The 23,823-nt window shown below is 63.9% G+C and carries 21 protein-coding genes, 1 other RNA gene and 1 pseudogene; 8 read left to right on the top strand and 15 right to left on the bottom strand.

Going from position 1 to position 23,823, the window contains the following annotated elements:
• Positions 1-91 precede the first annotated feature (91 nt).
• From JT360_RS10320 to JT360_RS10310, 3 genes are read left to right on the top strand one after another with little or no spacing between them, the layout of a single operon-like run.
• A complete protein-coding gene (locus JT360_RS10320; protein WP_214471443.1) occupies positions 92-1,231 on the top strand; it encodes an efflux RND transporter periplasmic adaptor subunit in 1,140 nt (379 codons plus the stop codon).
• The gene (locus JT360_RS10315) at positions 1,228-2,304 is read left to right on the top strand and encodes an efflux RND transporter periplasmic adaptor subunit (protein WP_214471442.1); all 1,077 of its coding nucleotides are present in this window, start codon (positions 1,228-1,230) and stop codon (positions 2,302-2,304) included. Before JT360_RS10320 ends, JT360_RS10315 begins: the two co-directional genes overlap by 4 nt.
• A complete protein-coding gene (locus JT360_RS10310) occupies positions 2,304-5,405 on the top strand; it encodes an efflux RND transporter permease subunit (RefSeq protein WP_214471441.1) in 3,102 nt (1,033 codons plus the stop codon). The genes JT360_RS10315 and JT360_RS10310 overlap by 1 nt, the downstream gene beginning before the upstream one ends.
• Positions 5,406-5,620: 215 nt before the next feature.
• Here the strand turns inward: JT360_RS10310 and JT360_RS10305 are convergent, their stop codons facing one another.
• The 12 genes and pseudogenes from JT360_RS10305 to ffs form a co-directional block, all read right to left on the bottom strand.
• Complete coding sequence (locus tag JT360_RS10305; protein WP_214471440.1) at positions 5,621-6,367, bottom strand: ABC transporter ATP-binding protein; 747 nt, start codon at positions 6,365-6,367, stop codon at positions 5,621-5,623.
• On the bottom strand, positions 6,364-7,197 hold the full coding sequence (locus tag JT360_RS10300; protein ID WP_214471439.1) for an ABC transporter ATP-binding protein: 834 nt from the start codon (positions 7,195-7,197) through the stop codon (positions 6,364-6,366). Before JT360_RS10300 ends, JT360_RS10305 begins: the two co-directional genes overlap by 4 nt.
• Positions 7,194-8,114 carry a nickel transporter permease gene (nikC, locus tag JT360_RS10295; protein ID WP_214471438.1) on the bottom strand — a complete coding sequence of 307 codons (921 nt, stop codon included), beginning with the start codon at positions 8,112-8,114 and terminating at the stop codon, positions 7,194-7,196. The genes JT360_RS10300 and nikC overlap by 4 nt, the downstream gene beginning before the upstream one ends.
• Positions 8,111-9,172, bottom strand: coding sequence for an ABC transporter permease (locus JT360_RS10290; protein ID WP_214471436.1), 1,062 nt, complete (start codon positions 9,170-9,172; stop codon positions 8,111-8,113). Before JT360_RS10290 ends, nikC begins: the two co-directional genes overlap by 4 nt.
• Before the next feature lie 19 nt (positions 9,173-9,191).
• Positions 9,192-10,834: pseudogene (locus tag JT360_RS10285) on the bottom strand (ABC transporter substrate-binding protein).
• 219 nt (positions 10,835-11,053) lie between these two features.
• Positions 11,054-12,331, bottom strand: a complete 1,278-nt coding sequence (locus tag JT360_RS10280) for a lytic murein transglycosylase (protein WP_214471434.1) — start codon at positions 12,329-12,331, stop codon at positions 11,054-11,056.
• A gap of 194 nt (positions 12,332-12,525) precedes the next feature.
• On the bottom strand, positions 12,526-13,131 hold the full coding sequence (recR, locus tag JT360_RS10275) for a recombination mediator RecR (protein WP_214471431.1): 606 nt from the start codon (positions 13,129-13,131) through the stop codon (positions 12,526-12,528).
• A gap of 192 nt (positions 13,132-13,323) precedes the next feature.
• Positions 13,324-14,313, bottom strand: coding sequence for a cell wall hydrolase (locus JT360_RS10270; RefSeq protein WP_214471429.1), 990 nt, complete (start codon positions 14,311-14,313; stop codon positions 13,324-13,326).
• Between the two features lie 236 nt (positions 14,314-14,549).
• The gene (locus JT360_RS10265; protein ID WP_214471427.1) at positions 14,550-14,957 is read right to left on the bottom strand and encodes a hypothetical protein; all 408 of its coding nucleotides are present in this window, start codon (positions 14,955-14,957) and stop codon (positions 14,550-14,552) included.
• A gap of 20 nt (positions 14,958-14,977) precedes the next feature.
• Positions 14,978-15,301, bottom strand: coding sequence for a YbaB/EbfC family nucleoid-associated protein (locus JT360_RS10260; protein WP_172347094.1), 324 nt, complete (start codon positions 15,299-15,301; stop codon positions 14,978-14,980).
• Between the two features lie 23 nt (positions 15,302-15,324).
• The gene (locus JT360_RS10255; protein WP_214471426.1) at positions 15,325-17,142 is read right to left on the bottom strand and encodes a DNA polymerase III subunit gamma/tau; all 1,818 of its coding nucleotides are present in this window, start codon (positions 17,140-17,142) and stop codon (positions 15,325-15,327) included.
• Between the two features lie 104 nt (positions 17,143-17,246).
• Positions 17,247-17,343: signal recognition particle sRNA small type (gene ffs, locus JT360_RS10250), an RNA gene on the bottom strand.
• A 154-nt stretch (positions 17,344-17,497) separates the two neighbouring features.
• On the opposite strand from ffs, the gene JT360_RS10245 reads away from it, so the two are divergent.
• From JT360_RS10245 to JT360_RS10235, 3 genes are all read left to right on the top strand, one after another.
• A complete protein-coding gene (locus JT360_RS10245) occupies positions 17,498-17,917 on the top strand; it encodes an HIT domain-containing protein (RefSeq protein ID WP_214471425.1) in 420 nt (139 codons plus the stop codon).
• 68 nt (positions 17,918-17,985) lie between these two features.
• Positions 17,986-18,930: an NAD(+) diphosphatase gene (nudC, locus tag JT360_RS10240; protein WP_214471424.1), complete on the top strand. Its 945-nt coding sequence runs from the start codon at positions 17,986-17,988 to the stop codon at positions 18,928-18,930.
• Between the two features lie 9 nt (positions 18,931-18,939).
• Positions 18,940-19,242 carry a Dabb family protein gene (locus JT360_RS10235; protein ID WP_214471423.1) on the top strand — a complete coding sequence of 101 codons (303 nt, stop codon included), beginning with the start codon at positions 18,940-18,942 and terminating at the stop codon, positions 19,240-19,242.
• Between the two features lie 61 nt (positions 19,243-19,303).
• On the opposite strand, the gene JT360_RS10230 is transcribed toward JT360_RS10235, so the two are convergent.
• Positions 19,304-20,290 (bottom strand): aldo/keto reductase, encoded by a 987-nt coding sequence (locus JT360_RS10230; protein ID WP_250888713.1) that lies wholly within the window; start codon positions 20,288-20,290, stop codon positions 19,304-19,306.
• A gap of 86 nt (positions 20,291-20,376) precedes the next feature.
• On the opposite strand from JT360_RS10230, the gene JT360_RS10225 reads away from it, so the two are divergent.
• Complete coding sequence (locus tag JT360_RS10225) at positions 20,377-21,213, top strand: LysR family transcriptional regulator (RefSeq protein WP_214471422.1); 837 nt, start codon at positions 20,377-20,379, stop codon at positions 21,211-21,213.
• 60 nt (positions 21,214-21,273) lie between these two features.
• Here JT360_RS10225 and JT360_RS10220 read toward each other — a convergent pair whose 3' ends face one another.
• Both JT360_RS10220 and JT360_RS10215 read right to left on the bottom strand, forming a co-directional pair.
• A complete protein-coding gene (locus JT360_RS10220) occupies positions 21,274-22,137 on the bottom strand; it encodes a prephenate dehydratase (protein ID WP_214471421.1) in 864 nt (287 codons plus the stop codon).
• 42 nt (positions 22,138-22,179) lie between these two features.
• A complete protein-coding gene (locus JT360_RS10215) occupies positions 22,180-22,908 on the bottom strand; it encodes a 3-deoxy-manno-octulosonate cytidylyltransferase (protein ID WP_214471419.1) in 729 nt (242 codons plus the stop codon).
• Between the two features lie 195 nt (positions 22,909-23,103).
• On the opposite strand from JT360_RS10215, the gene JT360_RS10210 reads away from it, so the two are divergent.
• Complete coding sequence (locus tag JT360_RS10210) at positions 23,104-23,769, top strand: c-type cytochrome (RefSeq protein WP_214471418.1); 666 nt, start codon at positions 23,104-23,106, stop codon at positions 23,767-23,769.
• Positions 23,770-23,823 lie beyond the last annotated feature (54 nt).

Raw genomic sequence — 23,823 nt, 5'->3', positions numbered from 1 at the left:
CGAGACCGGTTCCCTTTTTCGGGGGATCGACTATCCTTCTGATGTCCGCGCGGTATCGCGATCAGCGAGCAGCCTGCGGCTGGGGGAGCCCATGAGCAGGAACGCGACATCGTCCGTCTCGCCGCCATCCGTCAAGATCTCCAGCCTTTCGTCCTTTCCAGCCATCCCGGCAATATGCGTCTGCACGGCCGCGTTGCTGCTGGCCGGTTGTCAGAAGCAGGAAGCGGCAGCCAAAAAACTGCCCATCATGGTGCGCACCGAGACTGTGGCGATGGCCGACTATGCACCGAGGACCTCGCTGACCGGGGTGATCGCGGCACGCACGCTGAACAATCTGTCGTTCCGTGTCGGCGGCCGCGTCGCCGAGCGGCTTGTCGATGTCGGCCAGCATGTCGAGCAGGGTGCTGTGCTTGCCCGCATCGATCCGCAGGAGCAGGAATCCGATCTGCGATCCGCACAGGCCGACCTTGACGCAGCGCAGGCGCAGCTGACCCAGTCCGCCGCCGCCTTCGAGCGGCAGAAGACGCTGCTTGCGCAGGGCTTCACCACCAGGCGCGACTATGACGCGGCCGACCAGGCGCTGAAGGTTGCGCAAGGCAGCGTCGATGCGGCGCGGAGCGCCCTCTCCAACGCCCAGCAGAACCTGTCCTTCACCGAGCTCAAGGCGGGTGCCGCCGGCGTCATCACCGCCCGCCAGGTCGAAACCGGCCAGGTGGTGCAAGCGGCGCAGACCGTCTTTACTGTCGCCGAGGACGGTGACCGTGACGCCGTGTTCAACGTCCAGGAGACGCTGGTCGCCAGGACACCGGCCTCTCCGGCGGTGACGATCACATTGTTGTCCGACCCGCAGATCAGGACGACGGGCAAGGTGCGCGAAATCTCGCCGGCGGTTGATCCGGCTTCGGGCTCGATCCGGGTCAAGGTCGGCATTTCCGACACGCCCGCGGGGATGCCGCTGGGTGCGGCCGTCATCGGCTCGGTCAGTGCCAAGCCGGCGAAGGCGATTCTGCTGCCCTGGCAGGCGCTGACGTCCAGCGCCGGCAAGCCGGCGGTCTGGATCGTCGATCCGTCGACCAAGGCGGTGACGATGGCGCCGGTCGAGGTGCTGGCCTTCGATTCGGGCACGGTCGTGATCGCCAAGGGACTGGACGAGGGGCAAAGCGTTGTTACGTCAGGCGGACAATTGCTCAGTCCTGGACAGACGATCGAGATATCGGGAGCGGGCCAATGAGCCGGCTGCCACATATCCTGTTCGGCGTGCTCATGCTTGGCGCGCTCGCGTCCTGCTCGAAATCGGAGGAAAAACCGCCGGAGATCATCCGGCCGGTGCTGTCAGTGGTGGTCGAGCCGCGCACCACGCAGATTTTCGGCTTTGCCGGCTCGGTCGAGCCGCAGGTCAGCGCCGACCTTGCTTTCCGCCTGCTTGGCCGGGTTGTCTCGCGCGACGTCAAGGTCGGCGACATCGTCAGCAAGGGCACGACGATCGCCGCGCTCGATCCAACCGCGCTGGATCTCGCTGTCCAGGCGGCCAAGGCGGAACTCTCCAACGCCGAGGCACAGTTCGCCAACGCCGCCGCAAGCGAGGAGCGCCAGCGCCAGCTGCTTGCCGCCGCCAATGCCACGCAGGCTGTCTTCGATGCCGCGCAGCAGGCAAGGAAGGCGGCCGAGGCCAATGTGGAGCGGGCCAAGGCTTCGCTTGCCAAGTCACAGGAACAGCTTGGCTATGCCAGGCTGTTCTCGGATTTCGACGGCGTCGTTACCGCCGTCGGCGCCGAGGTCGGCCAGACGGTCTCGGCGGGCCAGACGGTCGTCACCGTGGCGCGTTCGGACCTGCGCGAAGCGGTGGTCGATATTCCCGATCAGTTGACCGGCGATCTCAGCGCCGGCACGCCGTTCCAGGTCATCCTGCAATCGCTGCCGACGATCCAGACCGAGGCCAAACTGCGCGAGATCGCGCCGCAGGCCGAGGGCTCGACCCGCACCCGGCGCGTCAAGCTGGCGCTCACCGATCCGCCGCAGGCCTTCCGGCTCGGCTCGACGGTAACAGCGACCCGCATGACCAAGGTGGCGCCGACGATCGAACTGCCCATGTCGGCACTGCTCCAAAAGAATGGTTCCGACAAGGTGTGGATCGTCGACCCGCGGACATCGAGCGTGAGCGCGCGCGACATCAAGATCGCGTCGAAGTATGGCGGCACCTTCACGGTGACCGAAGGGCTTGAGGCCGGCATGCGCGTCGTCACGGCGGGTGTCCACAGCCTGAGTGAAGGCCAGAAGGTCAAAGTGCCGGAGGGCGGCGTCTGATGAAGGGCTTCAATCTCTCCGACTGGGCCCTCAGCCATCGCTCCATGGTTTGGTATTTCATGCTGGTCTTCGTGGTGGCCGGCATCTTCTCCTACCTCAATCTCGGTCGCGAGGAAGACCCCAACTTCACCATCAAGACGATGATCGTCCAGGCCAACTGGCCCGGCGCCTCGGTCAAGGAGACCGTGCAGCAGGTGACCGACCGCATCGAGAAGAAACTCGAGGAGCTCGACAGCCTCGACTTCACCAGATCCGTCACCACCGCCGGGCAGACCGTCATCTTCGTCAACCTGAAGGACACCACCAAGGCGCGTGATGTCGTGCCGAACTGGATTCAGGTGCGCAACATGGTCAACGACATCGCGGCACAGTTGCCGCAAGGCGTGCAGGGGCCGTTCTTCAACGACCGCTTCGGCGACGTCTACGGCAACATCTACGCCTTCACGTCGGACGGGCTGACGCCGCGCCAGCTGCGCGACTATGTCGAGGATGCCCGCACGAAGATCCTGACCGTGCCCAATGCCGGCAAGGTCGACCTGGTCGGCGCGCAGGACGAGGCGATCTATCTCGAATTCTCGACCCGCCAGATCGCAGCGCTCGGTCTCAACCAGCAGGCGATCGTGGCGAGTCTCCAAGCACAGAACGCGATCACGCCGTCCGGTGTCATCCAGTCGGGGCCTGAGCGCATCAGCGTGCGCGTCGGCGGCCAGTTCACCTCCGAGGAAAGCCTTCGCGCCATCAATCTGCGCGTCAACGACCGCTTCTTCCGGCTGAGCGACGTGGCGACGATCAGGCGCGGCTACGTCGATCCGCCGACGGCACTGTTCCGCTTCAACGGCCAGGACGCGATCGGGCTGGCCATCGGCATGAAGCCCAACGCCAATCTGCTGGAGTTCGGCGAGGCACTGCACAAGGAAATGGACAAGGTGCTGGCCGACCTGCCGGTCGGCGTCGGCGTGCATCTGGTCGCCGACCAGCCGGTCATCGTCGAAGAGGCCGTCTCGGGCTTTACGCGCGCGCTGTTCGAGGCTGTCGCCATCGTGCTCGCCGTGTCGTTCATCAGCCTCGGCATGCGCGCCGGCTTCGTCGTGGCGCTGTCGATCCCGCTGGTGCTGGCCATCACCTTCACGGTCATGGCCTATCTCGGCATCTCGCTGCAGCGCATTTCGCTGGGCGCCCTGATCATCGCGCTCGGGCTCCTGGTCGACGACGCGATGATCGCGGTCGAGATGATGGTGGCGCGGCTGGAGGTCGGCGACAATCTGCGCAAGGCGGCGACCTATGTCTACACCTCCACCGCCTTCCCGATGCTGACCGGCACGCTGGTGACGGTCGCCGGCTTCATCCCGATCGGCCTCAACAACAGCGCCGCAGGCGAATACACCTTCACCCTTTTCGTCGTCATCGCCGTGTCGCTGCTGGTGTCATGGATCGTTGCGGTGCTGTTTGCGCCGCTGCTTGGCGTCACCATCCTGCCGGCGACGATGAAGACCAAGCATCACGACCAGCCGGGCCGCCTCACCTCGCTGTTCCGGCGCGTGCTTGTCGGCTCGGTGCGCCATCACTGGCTGACCATCATCGTCACCGTGCTGGTGTTTGCCGCCTCGATCGCCGGCTTCGGCCTGGTGCAGCAGCAGTTCTTCCCGCCATCGGACCGGCCGGAGTTGATCGTCGACTGGAACCTGCCGCAGAATGCGTCGATCGCCGACACGCGCGAGCAGATGGAGCGGTTCGAGCAGCGGGCGCTGGTCGGCAATCCCGACATCGACCATTTCTCGTCCTATATCGGCCAGGGCGCGGTGCGCTTCGTACTGGCCTACGACGTGCAGCCGGCCAACCCCTATTTCGGGCAGACCGTCATCGTCACCAAGAGCATCGAGGCGCGCAACCGGGTGAAGCCGGCGCTGGAGAAGCTGCTGCGCGAGGAATTCGTCGGCACCGACGCCTTCGTCAAGCCGCTCGAGCTCGGGCCGCCGGTCGGCCGTCCGGTGCAGTACCGCGTCGGCGGGCCCGACATCCAGACGGTGCGCGGGCTGGCGCAGCAATTCGCCGGCGTCATCTCGGCCAATCCCAAGCTCGCCGCGCCGACCTTCGACTGGAACGAACCGCAACGCGTGCTGAGGGTCGACGTGCTGCAGGACAAGGCACGCCAGCTCGGCATCACCTCCTCCGACATCGCCAGCGCGCTGAACAGCACGGTCGGCGGCGCCACCATCACGCAAGTGCTCGACGCCACCTATCTGATCAATGTCGTCGCGCGCTCACGTGAGGCCGAGCGCGGCTCGATCGGGACGTTGCAGAACATGCAGCTGCCGACCAGCACCGGCGAAGCGATCCCGCTCGCGGCGGTCGCCAACTTCCGCTACGACCTCGAACAGCCGGCGGTGTGGCGGCGGGACCGCATTCCGACGATCACCGTGCGGGCCGGCCTCGTCGGCGACGTGCTGCCGGCCACGGTCGTCAACGAACTGAAGCCGTCGGTCGATGCCTTCATCGCCAAGTTGCCGCCAGGCTATTCGATCGCCACCGCCGGCTCGGTCGAGGAGAGTGCCAAAAGCCAGGGACCGATCGCCGCCGTCGTGCCGTTGATGCTGTTCGTCATGGCGACGATCCTGATGGTGCAGTTGCAAAGCTTCCAGCGCCTGTTCCTGGTCGTTGCCGTGGCACCGCTCGGCCTGATCGGCGTGGTGGCGGCCCTTGTGCCGAGCGGCGCGCCGCTCGGCTTTGTCGCCATCCTGGGCGTGCTGGCGCTGATCGGCATCCTGATCCGCAACTCGGTCATCCTGATCGTGCAGATCGAGGACCTCGTCCGGGACGGCAAGCACCGTTGGGCTGCAGTCATCGAGGCGACCGAACACCGCATGAGGCCGATCGCGCTGACGGCGGCCGCCGCCAGTCTGGCACTGATCCCGATCGCGCGCGAAGTGTTCTGGGGGCCGATGGCCTATGCGATGATGGGCGGCATCATCGCGGGTACGGCGATCACGCTGCTGTTCCTGCCGGCGCTTTATGTGACTTGGTTCAGGATCAAGGAGCCGAAGGAGAGGCAGGAGCGCACCGCTCCGGCCGATGATATCATCCCGGAAAGCGGCAGGGTTTGAAGACAAGTTGCGATCAGCGTCGCGTTCCGTGCGCCCCCCTCTGTCCTACCGGACATCTCCCCCACAAGGGGGAGATCGGCGGCTTCCGCGCCACGCTCAAGCATGCCACGATGGTGATTGGCGAAAGCCGAGATGACAGCCGATCTCCCCACCCGTGGGGGAGATGGCCGGCAGGCCAGAGGGGGGCGCGAAGGAACTCGACGTCGAAAATTCAGCTACACTCTCACAAACCCGTCGCTGGCTCGTAACAAATTGCGCGTATAATCCTTGGTGACGCGGCGCTCGACGAGGTCGCCCGCCGCCAGATTCTCCACTGCCTCGCCGCCTTGCATCACCATCAGCCGCTCGCACATGTGGGTGATGATGGCGAGGTCGTGGCTGACCATCAGGAAGGTCAGCTTGCGCCGCCGGCGGACCTCTTCCAGGAGGTTGAGCACCTCCGCCTGCACCGAGGCATCGAGCGCCGAGGTCGGCTCGTCGAGCAGCAGGATCGACGGTTCGAGGATCAGCGCGCGCGCGATCGCCACGCGCTGGCGCTGGCCGCCCGAGAGCTGATGTGCGTAGCGGAAGCGGAAACCGTTGCCGAGGCCGACCTCGTCGAGTGCGCGTTCGATGCGCTTTTCGCCGTCGGCAAAACCATGGATGGCAAGCGGCTCCTGCAGCAGGCGGTCGACTGTCTGGCGCGGATGCAGCGAGCCGTACGGATCCTGGAAGACCATCTGCACTTCGCGGTAAAAGGCCTTGTCGCGGCGCGTGCCAAGCGTCTTGCCGTTGACGGTGATGTTGCCCGAGGCGACCGGCGCCAAGCCGGCGATTGCCCTCAGCAGCGTCGATTTGCCGGAGCCGGATTCGCCGACCAGGCCGAAGGATTCGCCCGGCTGTACATCGAGGCTGACGCCGTTGAGCGCGCGAAACCGGTCGAAGATCACCTCCAGCCTGTCGAGGGCAATCGCAGAGCTCATGCCGCCCACTCCGGCTTGCGGTCGAGCACCGGCAGCGGGTGACGGTCGGCGCCGATCTTGGGCATGCAGTTGAGCAGGCCGCGCGTGTAGGGATGCTGGGCCTGGCTCAATTCCGAGGCCTTGAGCTGCTCGACCACCTTGCCGGCATACATGACGATGACGCGGTCGCAGAAGGAGGAGACCAGGCGCAGATCGTGCGAGATGAAGATCAGCCCCATGCCGCGCTCGCTGACCAGCCGGTCGAGAATGCCGAGCACGTCGAGCTGCACCGTGACGTCGAGCGCCGAGGTCGGCTCGTCGGCGATCATCATTTCCGGCCCGGCGATCAGCATCATGGCGATCATCGCACGCTGGCCCATGCCGCCCGACACCTCGTGCGGATGCAGGTCGAAGACGCGCCTGGGGTCGCGGATCTGCACCGCTTCGAGCATGGCCAGCGCCCGCTCGCGCGCCTCGGCCTTGCCGACCTTTTCATGCGTGCGCAGCGTCTCGACGATCTGGCGGCCGATGCTCATCACCGGGTCGAGCGAATATTTTGGGTCCTGCAGGATCATGGCGATGCGGTTTCCCCGCAGTGCGCGGCGTTCGCGCGGCGAGATGCTGAGCAGGTCGATGCCGTCAAAGGCCAGTCTCTTCGCCGATATCCGGGCCTGGGGCGGCGTCAGCCCCATAATGGCGCGGCCGGTCTGGGATTTGCCTGAGCCCGACTCGCCGACGATGCCAAGGCGCTCGCGGCCAAGCGAAAAAGAGACGCCGCGCACCGCCTCGATCAGCCCGGTGCGGGTCGGAAAAGTGACGCGCAGGTCCTCGACCTCGAGAAGTGTGCTCATTGGTCACCGCTGCGGGGATCGAGTGCGTCGCGCAGGCCGTCGCCAAGCAGGTTGAAGCCGAGGCTGACGATGAGGATGGCGAAGCCCGGCGCTCCGGCCACCCACCATTGGTCGAGCACGAAGCGACGACCCGACGCTATCATCGTGCCCCATTCCGGCAGCGGCGGCTGAGCGCCGAGGCCGAGGAAGCCAAGACCGGCAGCGGTCAGGATGATGCCGGCCATATCGAGCGTCACCCGGACGATCAGCGAGGAGATGCAGAGCGGCATGATGTGGCGCAGCACGATGCGGAACGGCGAAGCGCCCATCAGCTGCACCGCCTTGATGTAATCGGAATTGCGCACGGTCAGCGTCTCCGCACGGGCGATGCGCGCATAGGGCGGCCAGGAGGTGATCGCGATCGCCAGCACCGCATTCTCGATGCCGGGGCCGAGAGCGGCGACAAAGGCCAGCGCCAGCACCAGCTTGGGGAAAGCGAGGAAGATGTCGGTGATGCGCATCAGGATGGCGTCAGTCCAGCCGCCGGCATAGCCGGCGACGGTGCCGACCAGCAGGCCGATGGGAGCGGCGATGACGGCGACAAGGATGACCACGTAGAGCGTCCAGCGCGAGCCGTAGAGGATGCGCGAAAGGATATCACGGCCGAGATCGTCCGTGCCGAACCAGTGCTCCGCACTCGGCGCCAGCAGACGAGCGTTCTTGAGGTCGCCAAAGCTCGGCGAATAGGGCGCCAGCACGCCGGCAAAGGCGGCAACAACCAGCAGCGCTATGATGATGAGCAGGCCAACAAACGCCAGCCTGTTGGCTGAGAACCGCCGCCACGCAACATAGGCGCGGCCGAGCCTCGCCTGCGCGCGGGACGCCGGCCGCTCGCTGAGCAGCCAGTCGCGACGGCTCTGGATCGCCTCGACGCTCATGCGGATTTCGTCCTCGGATCGAGCAGGCGGTAAAGCAGGTCGGATAGGAGATTGATGGCTATGAACACCGAGCCGATGACGATGGTGCCGCCGAGCACGGCGTTCATGTCGGCATTCTGCAGCGAGTTGGTGATGTAGAGGCCGATGCCCGGCCAGGAGAACACGGTCTCGGTCAGCACCGAGCCTTCAAGCAGTCCGGCATAGGAAAGGGCGATCACCGTGACCATCGGCACCGCCGCGTTGCGCAGCGCGTGCCCCCAGATGATGCGGGTTTCCGACAGCCCCTTGGCGCGCGCAGCGACGATGTATTCCTGAGCCAGTTCGTTGAGCATGAACGAGCGCGTCATGCGGCTGATATAGGCGAGCGAAAAATAGCCGAGCAGCGAGGCCGGCAGGACAATGTGCCGGAAGGCGTCCCAGAAGACATCCCACTGCCCCTGCATCGCGGCATCGAGAAGGTAGAAGCCGGTGATCGGCGTGAAGGTGTATTCGTAGACGACATCGAGCCGCGCCGGAAAGGCCACCCATTGCAGCTTGGCGTAGAACAGGACAAGCCCGAGCAGGCCGAGCCAGAAGATCGGTACGGAATAGCCGATCAGGCCAATGACGCGCACGATCTGGTCGATGAGGCTGCCACGCCTGACGGCGGCCAGCACGCCGAGCGGCACGCCGAACAGCGCACCGATCAGTGTTCCCAGCGTCGCCAGTTCCGTGGTGGCCGGAAGGGCGCGGCGGATGTCGGTCATCACCGCATTGGTGGTCAGCACCGAAGTGCCGAAATTGCCACTCAGGGCATTTTTCACATAGATGTAGAACTGCTCGACCAACGGTAGGTCCAGACCCATTTCGCGCCGCGTGCGCTCGACGACATTGGCCGGCGCCCGGTCGCCGAGCACCGCCAGCACCGGATCGATCGGGATGACACGGCCGATGAAGAAGGTCACCGCGAGAAGACCGAGATAGGTCGTCACCGCGATGACCAGGAAACGGCCGAGCGACGACGCGAGGGCATAGGCGCGGGCGCCGCCGCGCCCGCCCTCGTTTTCAACTGCGCTCATGCTGCGCGTCCGCCGGCGTTTATTGTTTCGAGACCGGCCCGACGAAGTTGGTGTCGAAGCTCGGGCCGAGCGCAAAGCCCTTGAGGTTCTTGCGCAGTCCGGCCACTTCCAATTGCTGGTGAATGATGACGAAGGGGCTGGTATCGAGAATTTTCTTCTCGAGGTCCTTGTACATGTCGGCGCGCTTGCCCGAATCCTTCTCGAGCAAGGCAGCCTCGGTCTGCTTGGTCAGGTCCGGAATGTCCCAGCTATTGCGCCAGGCAAGCGTATGAGACTTGCCGGCATCCGAATTGTCCGGATTCGAGGCAAAGGTCTGGGCGTTGGAATTCGGATCGAAATAGTCCTGGCCCACTGGCCGATATAGATGTCGTGGTTGCGGGCGCGGTATTTGGTCAGCGTCTGCTTGCCGTCGCCCGGGATGATCTCCAGCTTGATGCCGGCCTGGCCGAGAGTCTGCTGGATCGATTCCGCCATGCCCGTGTACGGCTGGCCGGTGCGCACGTCCATGGTCACCTTGAAGCCGTCCGGCAGGCCGGCCTTGGCCAACAGTTCCTTGGCCTTGGCGACGTCGAGCTTGAACGGGTTCTCATCCAGCTCACCCAGCACGCCCTTGGGCAGGAAGGTCTGGTGGATCTCGCCGATGCCCTTGAGGATGGTCGAGCTCAGCGCATCGTAGTCGACAAGGTATTTGAAGGCCTGGCGAACCTCGGGTTTGGCGAGGTTCGCATTCTTCTGGTTGAGGCTGATGTAAAAGACCGTGCCCTTCGGCGCGCTGGTGGTGGTGATATCGGCGTTCTTGGCGATGGCGTCGAGGTCGTTAGGCTCGAGGTTGCGGGCAACATCGATATCGCCGGCTTCGAGCGCCAGGCGCTGCGCCGAGCTCTCCTTCATGTTGCGGTAGATGACGCGGGCGAGCTTGGCTTTCTCGCCGTTGTAATTGTCGTTGCGCTCCATGACGACGGCTTCGTTGGCGCGCCATTCGCGCAGCTTGAAGGCACCGGAGCCGGCATAGCCGGTCTTTAGCCAGGCATTGCCGAAGTCATTGTCCCATTTGTAGTCGGCGCTCGGCGTCGCCGCCGCGACATGTTCCTTGACCAGCTTGGCATCGACGACCGAAGCGACGGTGGCCGACAGGCAGTTGAGCACGAAGCTCGGCGCATAGGGCTTGTCGACGGTGAACTGGAATGTGGTGTCGTCGACAGCCTTGGCCTTTTCGGTGACGTTGTCGCCGCTGATGCCGAACTGGCCGATGATGAAGGCCGGGCTCTTGTCCAGCTTGACGGCGCGCTCGAAGGAATAGGCGACATCGGCCGCCGTGATCGGGTTGCCCGAGGCGAATTTGAGGCCGGGCTTGAGCTTGAAAGTGTAGGTCAGGCCGTCGTCCGATACGGTCCAGCTTTCGGCGAGATCGGGCTTGACCTTGGACGTGTCGCTGAGATCGAGGCGGACAAGCAGGTCATAGGTGTTGCCGGTGACCTCGGCGGTCGACAGCTCGAACGCCTCGCCCGGATCCATGGAGATGATGTCGTCGATCGCGAAGCCTTCGACCAGCGTGTCGGCGGGGGTGACCGCGCCAGCCGGCGCTCCAGCCAGAAGCAGCGCCGACATCGCCGCGCCCGCAAGCAAGATACGAGAGCGTAGAGCAAACTTTTCCATCATCATTGTAGTTGTTCCCTGTTTTGTTGACCTGAGTTCCCGGCCCAGGATTGCGGCGTTCTTTGGGGCCGATAGCGGGCCCTCTGACCACTTACCGTCGTGGTTTTTGTCCAGTTGGTCAACACCATATCGGGCGGCTTCACAGCCGGCAACGGGCATTTATGCGACACCCACAGAACTCCGCCATCCGCCCCGCCGATGCGGCAAAATGCGCCAATGTTTCAGTTACTTCAGCGCGGTGACCAGGCCGGCATCGGGAAAGCAGGTCGCGGCCTCGCCATTCTTGGCCTGCCACTTGCCGATAGAGCGGCGGGTCTTGAAGCCGGGCAGGCCGTCGGCGTTGCCGACATCATAGCCCTTGGCTTGCAGCGCCCGCTGCAGGGCGGCAATGTCGGAGCGGTGGAGATCGCCGACCGGGCCCCAGCTGCCGGAAAAGTTCTGATCGCCATGCGCGATGCGGTCGGCGCCGTGGCCGATGAACAGCGCGTAGAGGTCGCTGGTGTTGTATTCCTTCAGCACGTAGAAATTGGGCGTGGCGATGAAAGCCGGCCCGCTGCGGCCGGCCGGCATCAGCAGGAAGCCTTCGGCCTTCAGCTCGCTCGCCGGAAACGGCTTTCCGCCGACGCGCTTGATGCCCATGTCAGCCCACTCGGAAATCTTCTTGCCCTGATCCGGGCCCTCCAGCGAGCAGGAGACGTTCTCAGGCACGGTCACCTCGAACCCCCATCCACGTCCCCTCACCCAGCCATAGTGGACGAGATAATTGGCTATCGAGGCGAGCACGTCGGGCGTCGAGTTCCAGATATCGACGCGTCCATCGCCGTCGAAATCCACGGCATGCTTGAGGAACGAGGTCGGCATGAATTGCGGCTGGCCGAGCGCACCGGCCCAGGACGATTTCATGGCGCCAACCGGGGCCAGCCCGCGTTCGACGATTTCCAGCGCCGCAAGCAGCTCAGTGCGAAAGAAATCCTTCTTGGTCGACATGAACGCCTTGGTGCCCAGCACTTCGAAGGCGTCATAAGGCATTTTCGCCGCGCCGAAGCCGCTCTCGCGGCCCCAGATCGCCAGAAGGATCTCGCCGGGCACGCCATAGCGCTTTTCGATCGCGGCAATAGTCTTGGCATTGGCGGCTTCACGCGCGCGTCCGCCTGCCGTCACCGCACGAACCGTCTTCTCGGCGAAATAGGCACCCGGCGAGCCGAACTCGGCCTGATGCTGCTTTTGCGGCGTCTTCGGCTTCTCGCCGGGCATGACAAGATCGGGCAGCTTCAGATTGGGCTTGATGCCCTCGAAGGCGGCATCGAAAGTGTTCTTCGAAATGCCTTTCGCCTTGGCTTGCGGCCACAGGTCGTTCTGCAGCCAGGCGCGGAACTGGTCGTCGATCTTGGCGGCGGAGGCGGGGAGGACGAGAACAAGGAAAGAGAGCGCAGCCAGGAAGAGTGCAAGACAAAACTGGCGAAGGCTGCGTTCTATAGCGCCCCCCTCTGTCCTGCCGGACATCTCCCCCTCAAGGGGGGAGATTGGCAGTTTCGCGCTCGGCGTTTCTTCTCCAGCATTGGAGATTGGCGAAAGCAGAGACAACAGTCGATCTCCCCACTTGAGGGGGAGATGTCCGGCAGGACAGAGGGGGGCGCTTGGCACCAGTTTCGAAGGACGCGCAACAATCATGAATCCGCCCCCGTCCGCCAGTTGCGTCAAAACGCCGTCCGTGAGCGCAGCGCCGCGGCGAGCGTACCTTCGTCGAGATAGTCGAGCTCGCCGCCGACCGGTACGCCGTGCGCAAGGCGCGTCACCTTGATGTCGAAGCCGGACAACTGGTCGGTGAGGTAATGCGCGGTGGTCTGGCCCTCGACCGTCGCATTGACGGCAAGGATGATTTCCTTGACCTCGCCGCCGGCGACACGGTCGATCAGCGAGCGGATGTTGAGCTGGTCGGGGCCGATGCCGTCGAGCGGCGACAGCGTGCCGCCGAGCACATGGTAGCGTACGTTCATCGCCGCCGCGCGCTCCAGCGCCCAGAGATCCGCGACATCCTCGACAACGATAAGGGTGGCGGCATCGCGGCGCGGGTCGGTGCAGATCATGCAGGGGTCCGATGTATCGACATTGCCGCAGGTCGTGCAGATGCGCACCTTGTCGGCGGCCTCGCCCATGGCGACAGCGAGCGGCGACAGCAACTGCTCCTTCTTCTTGATCAGGTGCAGTGCCGCGCGTCTGGCCGAACGGGGACCAAGCCCCGGCACCTTGGCCAGGAGCTGGATCAGGCGTTCGATCTCGGGACCGGCGATTCGCTTGGACATCGCACTGATCTAGAGCAATTCCAGGAAAAGTGCGAAGCGGTTTTCCGTCCGGAATTGTGCCAAAACGAAAAGCTGGAGCGGTTCACCGTTTCCGCGAAACTGTGAACCGCTCCAGGATTTTTCAGAGCGCTTTGAAACATCCCAGTCCGCGCATGGTCCGCCATGCTGCCATAGGAAGCGTGGCGACGCGGATCAGTTGGTTTCGAGCGGCCGACCCTGGCTGACGATCATCGCACCAATGGCGTCGGTGTTCTCGGGCGTCGACTGGAATCCCATCGATGCCTCTTGCGGCGCACCCTGAACCGAGCTGATGACCCTTGTGTTCAAGGTTCCGCCGAACCGGGCGGCATCCGGTTCTTCCATCGGCTCCTGCATCGCGACCATGGTCGGTTTTGCCGTAACGCGCGCCGACTTTGCCGTGGGCGCCACGGCGCCGGTGACATAGGCGTCTTGAACCGGGGCGATCTTCGTTTTGGTTTGACGTGCCGGTTCCGCAGCGGCGGTCATGTAGACCTGTTGCGCCGGAGCGGTGCGAACAGCGGTGTTGGCCGGGCGCGCCGGCTCCGCCGAGGCGACCATCGTCACCGGTGCGGCCGGCTTCACCATTTCGGGCGCCACTGACGCAACCATCGGCTCATCGGGCAGCGGCTGCCAGTTGCGGCCGCGCTTTTCGTAGAAGGCATTGCCGCCGGCAACCATGGTGTAATGCATGTTGTTGTAGGGGAAGCGCAGGCCCGCCGTGTGGAAATACATCGTGTTCTTGAGCTTGGCCTTGCGCTCGCCCTTGAGCACGGCGTCGGCGGCCTCCTCGACATCGGGCAGTGCGCGTGAATTCATCGGCCTGGTCATGACGCCCGGCGCGAACTGCCCGGGCTCGCCCACCACCTCACAGATGGTATTGCCATGCTGGCCGGAGCGCAGCCGGTTCATCACCACCGTGCCAACCGCGATCATGCCGTCACGGCTCGACCGGTTGGATTCGAAGAACATCGCCCTTTCCAGGCATTCCCTATCCTTCGGCGTGTGGCTGTAGGCGCGCGAGTTCAGGAAACTCGGCGTGATGGCGTCGGTCAGGCTGGCGACGGACATGCCGTGCGAGGTGGTCTGGCTGCAAGCGGCCAGGAACAGCGGAGAGGTGACGACGCCGAGCAACAGCGGCGCCTTCCATCGCGTGACAATCAACAGGTAACCCTCTCACTTCACTTCGATGCCCGCCCCCAGGCTGCGGCAAGAATGAGACACTTTCGGGCAAAATGATGGCCAAAACGTTATTAGCAGGGTACTGTTGCAAAATTGGCACAATTTCGAGGCTTTTCAGATAGATCGAGCCGTCGTTTCACAAACCCGATGACCGCCCTCTCTTGGTTTCGCCGCAATTGCCTCTCGGGCAACCCGAGTCGCGCGTTTCCTGGACCGCTTTACCGCCCTGCAGCCACCGCGGCCGGCTGGCCGGGCTCAAGCTCCTCGATTTTCTCCGAAAACAGGCCGCGCCTGAGGAAAAGCGCACGAGCCTCCCTGGCCGCCGGTGCGATCCTTCCCGGCCAGTCGCTGTCGATGAATTCGGCCTTGGTAAAATCGGGATTTGTTTCGGAGGCCGCCTCGAGGAACTCGGCGATCTCCAGCACGACCGAGCGCTCCTCCCGCGACAGCGCCGACGTGCCGGCCTCGATGGACGGGCGGTGCACGAAATCCTCGAACAGGTTGAAATAGCCCTTGATGCCGACGAGATCGACGCCGGCATCGCCGTCGGCGAGTATCTCCAGGATCTCGTAGATCCTGTTGCGGACGCGCTGCTCGATCAGTCTTTCGGAAGGCTCGTCGGTCATGGGCCTGCTGCCACCCAAGGTTAGAAGGGCAGCTTCATTCCCGGCGGGATCGGCAGGCCGGCGGTCAGCGCCTTGGTCTTTTCCTGCATGATCTGCTCGACCTTGGCCTTGGCGTCGTTGTGGGCGGCGAGAATCAGGTCTTCGAGGATCTCGACATCGTCCTCCTTGAACAGCGACGGGTCGATCTTCAGCGACTTCATCTCGAATTTTCCGGTCAGCGTCACGTTGACCAGGCCGCCACCGGCCTGGCCAGACGCTTCCAGCGTGGCGATCTCATCCTGCATGGCCTGGAACTTGGCCTGCATTTCCTTCGCCTTGCCCATCAGGCCGAGAAGATCTTTCATGGTCCGATCCTTGTCTTGGTTTGTCAGGTCTCGTCGTCATCGGCAGGCGGCTCGATCGGCACTTCGGCCTCGGCGGCCTCTGCCTCCGGCGCGTCGGGAATGCGCACATCGATGATCTTGGCGCCGGGAAAGCGCGCCAGGATGGCGGCAACGGTCGGATCGCTCTTGGCATCGAGGAAGGCGTTTTCGCGCTTGGTCGATTCCATTTCGGCGAGCGTCTGGCCGCCCTCTTCCTTCGACAGCGACACCAGCCAGTTGCGGCCGGTCCAGGCGCGCAGCTTCGTCGTCAGATCGTTGAGCAGCAGCTTCGGCGCGTCGTCGGTCAGGCTGACGTCGATGCGGCCGGGCTCGATGCGCACGAGACGGATGCAGCGCTTGACCAGCACCTTGAAGGCGATGTCTCGCTGCGCGTCGGCAAGGGCAACGATATCGGCCAGCGATTTGAGAGGCACCGGCTGAACCTCCGGCGCCGGCTGCGGAGGCGAGACGAAGGCGGCAGGGGCTGATGTGGCCTCGACCAGCCGCATGGTCTGCGCGCCACCGGGCCCGGAGGGCATACGCGTCTGAGCCACTGCGCTGGTGCCATTGCCGTTGCCGGGGCCTGTGGTCGTCCCATTCGGGCGCGGCGCGCCATTTTGGACCGGTGCGGCCCCCTCCAGCGATCGCAGCGCTTCATCCAGCGTCGGCAGGTCGGCGGCGTGCGCCAGCCGGATCAGAACCATTTCGGCGGCGCTGACCGGCCGGTTGGAGGACTGCACCTCGGGAATGCCCTTGAGCAGCATCTGCCAGGTCCGCGACAGCACCTTGACCGACAGCTTCCCGGCGAAATCGGCGCCGCGCTCGCGCTCGTCCTGCGACAGCGATGCATCGTCCATGGCGGTCGGCACGAAGCGCAGCCGGGTGACGAGGTGGTTGAACTCGGCAAGATCGGTCAGCACGGCCGCCGGATCGGCGCCGGTGTCGTATTGCGCGCGGAACTCGGCCAGCGCCGCTGCGACATCGCCCTTCATCACATGTTCGAAGAGGTCGACGATGCGGGCGCGGTCGGCGAGCCCCAGCATGGCCCGCACCGCCTCAGCACTGACGGAGCCGGCGCCATGGGCGATCGCCTGATCGAGGATGGAGAGCGAATCGCGGGCCGAGCCTTCGGCCGCGCGCGCGATCATCGCCAGCGCGTCATCGTCGACCGAAATGCCTTCCTTGCCGGCGATCGAGGAGAGATGCGCGACCAGCGCGCCGGCATCGATGCGCCTGAGATCAAAGCGCTGGCAGCGCGACAGGACGGTGATCGGAACCTTGCGGATTTCGGTGGTGGCGAAGATGAATTTGACGTGCGGCGGCGGCTCTTCCAGCGTCTTCAAGAGGCCGTTGAAGGCCTGCGTCGACAGCATATGCACTTCGTCGATGATGTAGACCTTGTAGCGGGCCGAGACCGGCGCGTAGCGCACGCGCTCGATGATATCCCTGATGTCGTCGATGCCGGTGTGCGAGGCGGCGTCCATTTCGATGACGTCGACATGGCGGCCTTCCATGATCGCCTGGCAATGCTCGCCGAGCACGGCAAGGTCGACCGAAGGCTGATCCACGGTTGATGTCTTGTAGTTCAACGCCCGCGCCAGGATGCGCGCGGTGGTGGTCTTGCCGACACCGCGAACGCCGGTCAGCATCCAGGCCTGCGCAATGCGGCCGGTGGCGAAGGCGTTGGTGAGGGTGCGCACCATCGGCTCCTGGCCGACCAGTTCGGAGAAGTTCGACGGACGGTATTTGCGCGCCAGCACGCGGTAGGCAGCGGCCTTTCCATTCTCCGGGCTTTTTGGCCCCGAATTTCCGGCTTCGCTCATTCGCCCGTTAAGCTCCAAAAGGCCGCGCCCAAAGGCGCCGATTCCTGCGCATAGTCTCGCCCGCGCTGCAATGCGTCGTCAATGTCGCGAGGAGGGCCGATGAGGTGGGAGGCTGGAACAATGACCCGTTCCGGGCTCGTTAGGGCTGCTTCCTTCCGGACCTGACCCGGTTGGCGAGTGGATCGTCCACCACCAACCTCCCGCTGTCCATATCGGCAATTGCGCGATGAAATGCAAGTGCGCACGAGATTCGGCGCACCAAACCGTAAGGGAAACAATGATTCGCTTGCAGCCCCCAGGCCACCGCTCTAGCCTCACGAGTTTGAGGAAACCAAGAAAAGCAAGGGAAACGCCGATGTTGCCGGGCCTGAAGGCCGGATTCACGCTGGATGCCCGGCTGGAGGCGGACAGCGAGCAGTTGATGTGGCTTGGGCTGTGCGAATTGCGGGTGATGAACGACCGCCGCTGGCCGTGGCTGCTCCTGGTGCCGCAGCGTCCGGGCGTGGAGGAGGTCCACGACATGACGCCGCTCGACCAGGCCATGCTGACCTTCGAGACCAATATGGTGGCGCAGGCGCTGAAGAAAGTGAGCGGCTGCACCAAGATCAACACCGGCGCGCTCGGCAACATCGTGCGCCAACTGCATATCCATATCATCGCACGGTCCGAAGGCGATCCCGGCTGGCCCGGCCCGGTGTGGGGGTACGGATTGCGCGAGCCCTATGAGCGTTCCGACCTGCGCCGGTTTGCCGAAACGATAAGGGCGGCGCTATAAGCCTTCCCCGTGTTCGTCCCAAAACATGTTCGCCCCAAACATAACCATCCCAAAGCACCAGAGTCCGCATGAGCTTCAGCCTGTTTGACGCGCCCCTGCGCGAGCCGAGCCAGTTTGTCGGCTTTGCCGGCAACACGATCGACCGGCAATCCGAGAACCGCGCCGACGATTCGGTCGACAAGGCGCTGGCGGATCCGGCGACGCGGCTGCTGCTGATGAATGGCGGCCGGCTCCACCTGAAGCTTGGTGAGGGCGGCGGCCTCGACCCGTGGTTCGGCGCCGGCGAGAGCGAGCGCTTCAGCCCTTCCTTCGCCGGGGGTGTCCTGCTCGGTTTTTCCGAACAGGGGCCGGTGCTGGCGGTGCCGGTCGGGATCGACGCCGAACAACTGCCCGAGACCGTCAAGGCGATCGACTATCGCTCGGTCTACATGCAAGGGCTGATTGACGAGGCCGCCGCCGGCGCGATGGCGCAAGGTGCTGCCCTGCTCGCCTGGCACGCCAGCCATCGCTTCTGCAGCAAATGCGGCAGCGAATCGCAGATGCGGGCGGGCGGCTACAAACGTCATTGCCCGAATTGCGGCACCGAGCATTTCCCGCGCACCGACCCGGTGGCGATCATGCTGACGGCGACCCGTGAAAAATGCCTGCTTGGACGCGGCCGGCATTTCGCACCGGGCATGTATTCGGCGCTTGCCGGCTTCATCGAGCCGGGCGAGACGATCGAGGCGGCGGTGCGCCGCGAAACGCTGGAGGAGGCCGGCATCCGGCTTGGCCGCGTCGTCTACCATGCCAGCCAGCCCTGGCCGTTCCCCTATTCCCTGATGATCGGCTGCTTCGGCGAGCCGCTCAACGAAGACATCCAGGCCGATCTGACCGAGCTGGAAGACTGCCGCTGGTTTGGCCGCGACGAGGTGCGCCTGATGCTGGCCCGGGAGCATGCCGGCAATCTGATCACGCCGCCGAAAGGCGCCATCGCGCATCACCTCATCCGCGCCTGGGTCGACAGCGAATAGGAGCAGAAAATGATCCGTCACACCGTAGTGTTCACATTGAAGCATGCGCCGCATTCGCTGGACGAAAAGCGGTTCCTCGTCGACGCCAGGAAAATCCTCTCGGCGATCCGGGGCGTCACCCATTTCGAACAGTTGCGGCAAGTCAGCCCCAAGAACGACTACCAGTTCGGCTTCTCCATGGAGTTCGCCGACCAGGCTGCCTACAACAGGTACAACGACCATCCGGACCATGTCGCCTTCGTGCGCGACCGCTGGGTGCCGGAGGTCGAGACGTTCATGGAGATCGATTACGTGCCGCTGGGCTGGGGATAGTCATTCCGAAAAACCGCGTTCGACCCCAAGCGGCCGTTGTGAAGCCACGACGGAGCGGCGGCTATCGGGAGCGAAACTCACCTTCTGGCGGTCTTTGCAGTATGGTTTCGATCTCAGCCATCACGGTCTCTGGCAGTGGCCCAAACTCCATGGCTGCGGCGTTCTCAACAGCCTGTTTGGCGGTTTTTGCGCCCGGGATGGGGTGAATGTTGCCGCCTTTCGCCAGCAGCCAGCACAACGCCCCCTGACCGAGCGTCCGCCCGCCAGCGGTGAGTAACTCGCGGATTGCGTCGATCTGCCTGGTCAACTCGGAACGGGCGCGCGATGCTTCAAAGTATACCTGCCAATCTGCGGCAACCGACCTGACATCGTCTGGTGGAACCGCCCGTCCGTCCGAGAATTTGCCCGTCAACACGCCCATGGCGAGCGGCGACCGGATCAGCTGCGCCAACCCGTTGTCATGTGCAGTTTTGCACATTGACGGCGCATCGAAGAAGACATTCATCGAATGCTGGACCGTGGAAAAGCTGCTCCAGTCAGCGAATGCACCGACGTTTGGCGGAAAGTCAGTGCTCCAGCCATAACTTCGAATATCTCCAGCTTGGACAAATTGCTCCAAGACCTCAAACGCCGGTTCCGCGTGTTCGATCGAGAGATCGTTCAGGTGGAGCAACATCACGTCGATGCAATCACTACCTAGTCGGCGAAGGCTCTCACCAACCGACCAGCGCACATAGTCGGGGTCGAACCTCGGGCCAGTCATCTGGCGGGAAACCGGATCAAACGAATGGCCGAATTTCGACACGATAACTGCTTCCGAACGGCCTGATAGGGCCTCGCCTAAAAGCGCTTCTGAGTGCCCCGCACCATACACCGCCGACGTATCGAAGAGCCGAATTCCACCATCCCATGCCGCATGAATGGTCCTGACGGATTCGCTGTCGTCGGCGCCGGAATATCCGACGGGGACCTCGCCTGACCAAAAGTGGCCGCCGATTGCCCAGCAGCCCATGCCAATCCGCGATCCCAAGTGAATTTGCGCTGCCATATTGCCGTTCTCCGCTGAATGCCCGGTCTTGATATGCTCCGGATCGGCTTCAGATGTGAGTCGACAAAAATGAAGAGGAGTAGCGCATGAATGAAATAGCCATGGATTGGTCGGATCTGCGAATCTTTCTGGCAGTCGCACGCGATGGAAGCCTGTCGTCCGCAGCTAAGGCTGTTGGTCAGAGCGCGGCAACGCTGAGCCGGCATATCGTCGACCTTGAACGGGCGTTGGGCGCCGAGTTGTTCTCTCGGCTGCCATCCGGCTATGAGTTGACGGCAGCAGGTCGAGCGCTGACATCTCAGGCGGAGATCATCGATCAGCGGTTCCTGGATATCGCAAGGGAGTTCTCACGGCGAAACGTGTCGGCACCCATCCGTGTATCCGCGGGCACCTGGATGACGTGGTATCTGGCGCGCAACATTGAAAAACTGGAAGTGACCGGCCGGAACATTGTCTTCAGCGCCGTTGAAGAGGTGCAGAATATAGGCAGGCGCGAGGCCTTGATCGGAATTCGGAACCGGCGTCCGTCCGAGCCGGGACTCGCGGCTCGTAGAACAAAGATCGTAGCATTTGCTCCCTATGCACATCCGAATGCTGTTCGAAAAGCTGATTGGATTGCGGCGATGGTGAATACGCCATCGGCAATCTGGGTGCGCGCCAAAAAACGGGATCAAATACGCATTGAAGTCACCCAGCCGCGCTCGCTCCTTGACCTCGCGCTTGCTGGCGCTGGCCATGTGGTGTTGCCCTGCTTTGTTGGTGATGCCCACAACGATCTGGTTCGCACCGATGATGTGATAGAGGAGCTGTCACATGAACAATGGCTGGTGGTGCACGGCGATGATCGCAAATTGCCGGAGGTGCGCGCGACAATCGACAGAATCGCACGACTCATTGGTTCGGATCGAGCCTTCGACACTTAGAGTTGACCGCAATCCGCCGGCCCAAGGTGTTGTCCGAGAAATCCTACCCAAACAAGAAAGCTAGTCCGCCACCTTCCACTGTTCACGCGACTCGCTGGCCGGATAGACGCCCAGGATCCGCATTTCGCGTGAGAAGAAGCGAAGCTCGTCCAGCGCCAGCTTGACCAGCGGATCGTCGGGATGGCCCTCGATGTCGGCGTAGAACAGCGTCGCCGTGAAGGCACCCAGCTGGTAACTCTCCAGCTTGGTCATGTTGATGCCGTTGGTGGCGAAGCCACCCATCGCCTTATAGAGCGCGGCCGGCACGTTGCGGACGCGGAAGATGAAGGTCGTCATCATCTTGACGTCTGGTGACGGGCGCTCTGCCCATTGTTTGTTCTTGGTCAGGACGACGAAGCGGGTGACGTTGGAATCGGTGTCCTCGACATTCTCCTCGATGATATCGAGCCCGTAGAGCGTCGCGGCCAACGCCGGCGACAGCGCCGCCATGGTGCGGTCCTTGACCTCGGAGACCATCTTGGCCGCACCCGCGGTGTCACCGGCGACGACTGCTTTCCAGCCATTCTTGCGGACGTATTTGCGGCACTGGCCAAGCGCGTGGATGTGGCTGTGCACGGTCTTGATTTCGTCGCGCCTGACGCCGGGCAGCACCATCAGCTGGAAATGGATCGGCAGGAAATATTCGCCGATGATGTGCAGCCTGGATTCCGGCAGCAGGTGATGGATGTCGGCGACGCGGCCGGCGATGGTGTTCTCGATCGGGATCATGGCGAGATCGGCCTTGCCGGTCTCGACGGCGTTGAACGCATCCTCGAAGGTCGGGCATGGCAACGGCTCCATCGAGGGATAGACGTTGCGGCAGGCAGTATCGGAATTGGCGCCGGGCTCGCCCTGGAAGGATATTCTGTTGGTTTTTTCGGGCATGGCCAAGTCTCGATTCACGGTGTCTCTGTTCGAAGGGATTTGTCAGTGTGAAAGGATGGTTCGGGCGCGATCGAGGTCTTCCGGCGTGTCGACGCCAAGCGGCAGCGACTGGACGATCTCGGCATCGATGCGCATGCCGGCTTCCAGCGCCCGCAACTGCTCCAGCCGCTCGCGGCGCTCGAGCGGCGACGGCTTCAGCGCGACGAAGCGCTCGAGTGCCGCGCGGCGATAGGCGTAGAGGCCGACATGGTGATAGAGCGGCCCCTCGCCCCATGGCGCGGTGGCGCGGGTGAAATAGAGCGCCCTCAGCCTCGTGGCCGACAGCGGCGAGCCGACGATCTTGACGACGTTGGGATTGGTCCCTTCCGCCTCGCGGACGATCTCGACACCGAGCGTGGCTATATCCACGGCCGCATCCTCGAACGGCCTGAGCGCGGCGGCAATGATGCCGGGATCGATGGTCGGCAGGTCGCCCTGCACGTTGACGATCGTTTCGACCTTGCGCCCGGGATCAAGCGCGACCAGCGCCTCGTGGATGCGATCCGAACCCGACTCGTGATCCATGCGGGTCATCACCGCCTCGAAACCATGCGCGCGCACCACTTCGGCGACGCTTTGCGTGTCGGTCGCCACCACCACCCGGCCGAGGCCGGCCTCGGCCGCACGGCGTGCGACATGGACGATCATCGGAGCGCCGGCGATGTCGGCCAGCGGCTTGCCCGGCAGGCGGGTCGAGGCCATGCGGGCCGGGATCAGGATCAGGGTGGACATCGCTATGGCAAGGCGTTCGAAAAGAGGACAAGGAAAAGTGGCAAAAGGTCTCACTGGCAGCGCCCTTATAGGTGTTGCAACGCCCGAGCAAAAGACCTAGTTTCCGCGCGATTTGACCGCCTCCGGAGGGGCAGGTCTCGATACCGACGGACGGAGTGGACGGTTCGGTCCGCCGGAAAAGGGAGCAAGGGGCGTATGGATTCCAACGAAGTCAACAAACTGCTCGCCGGATTGCTCGGGACCGTTTTCGTCGTTTTCTCGGTCGGCATTGTGTCGGACGCGCTGTTTGCCTCGCCGGCCCCCGAAAAGCCCGGCTTCGCCATCGAGGCCGCGGAACCCGCCGAAGGCGGCCCGGCCGCGCCGGCCGCCGCGGCCAAGCCGATCGCCGACCGTCTGGCAGCCGCCAATGTCGAGCAGGGTGCGGCCGTCTTCAAGAAATGCCAGGCCTGCCATTCCGGCGAAAAGGGTGGCCCGAACAAGGTCGGCCCGGACCTCTGGGATCTCGTCGACCGCCCGGTCGCCGAACATGAAGGCTTCGCCTATTCGGCCGGCATGAAGGAATTCTCCAAGGGCGGCGCCGAGAAGTGGACCTATGACAACATCGACCACTTCATCACCTCGCCGAAGAAATTCGTGAAGGGTACGGCCATGGGCTTCGCCGGCCTGCCCAAGGACGAGGACCGCGCCAACGTCATCGCCTATCTGCGCACGCTGTCGGACAATCCAAAGCCGCTGCCGGCACCTGGTGCCGCCGCAGACGCCTCCGCGCCCGCCAAGCCGGCCGATGGAGCCGCGCCGGCAAAGCCCGCTGACGGCGCCGCACCGGCAAAGCCGGCTGCTCCGGCTGCTCCGGCCAAATAACCAGAGATATCGTCTCCATGACCTTGAAAAAGCCGGGTTCAGCCCGGCTTTTTT

The sequence above is a fragment of the Mesorhizobium sp. dw_380 genome (genome assembly GCF_018588885.1).
Taxonomy (GTDB): Bacteria; Pseudomonadota; Alphaproteobacteria; order Rhizobiales; family Rhizobiaceae; genus Mesorhizobium.
The sequence above is the reverse complement of the archived record's forward strand: the minus strand, read 5'-3'. Positions and strand labels throughout refer to the sequence as shown.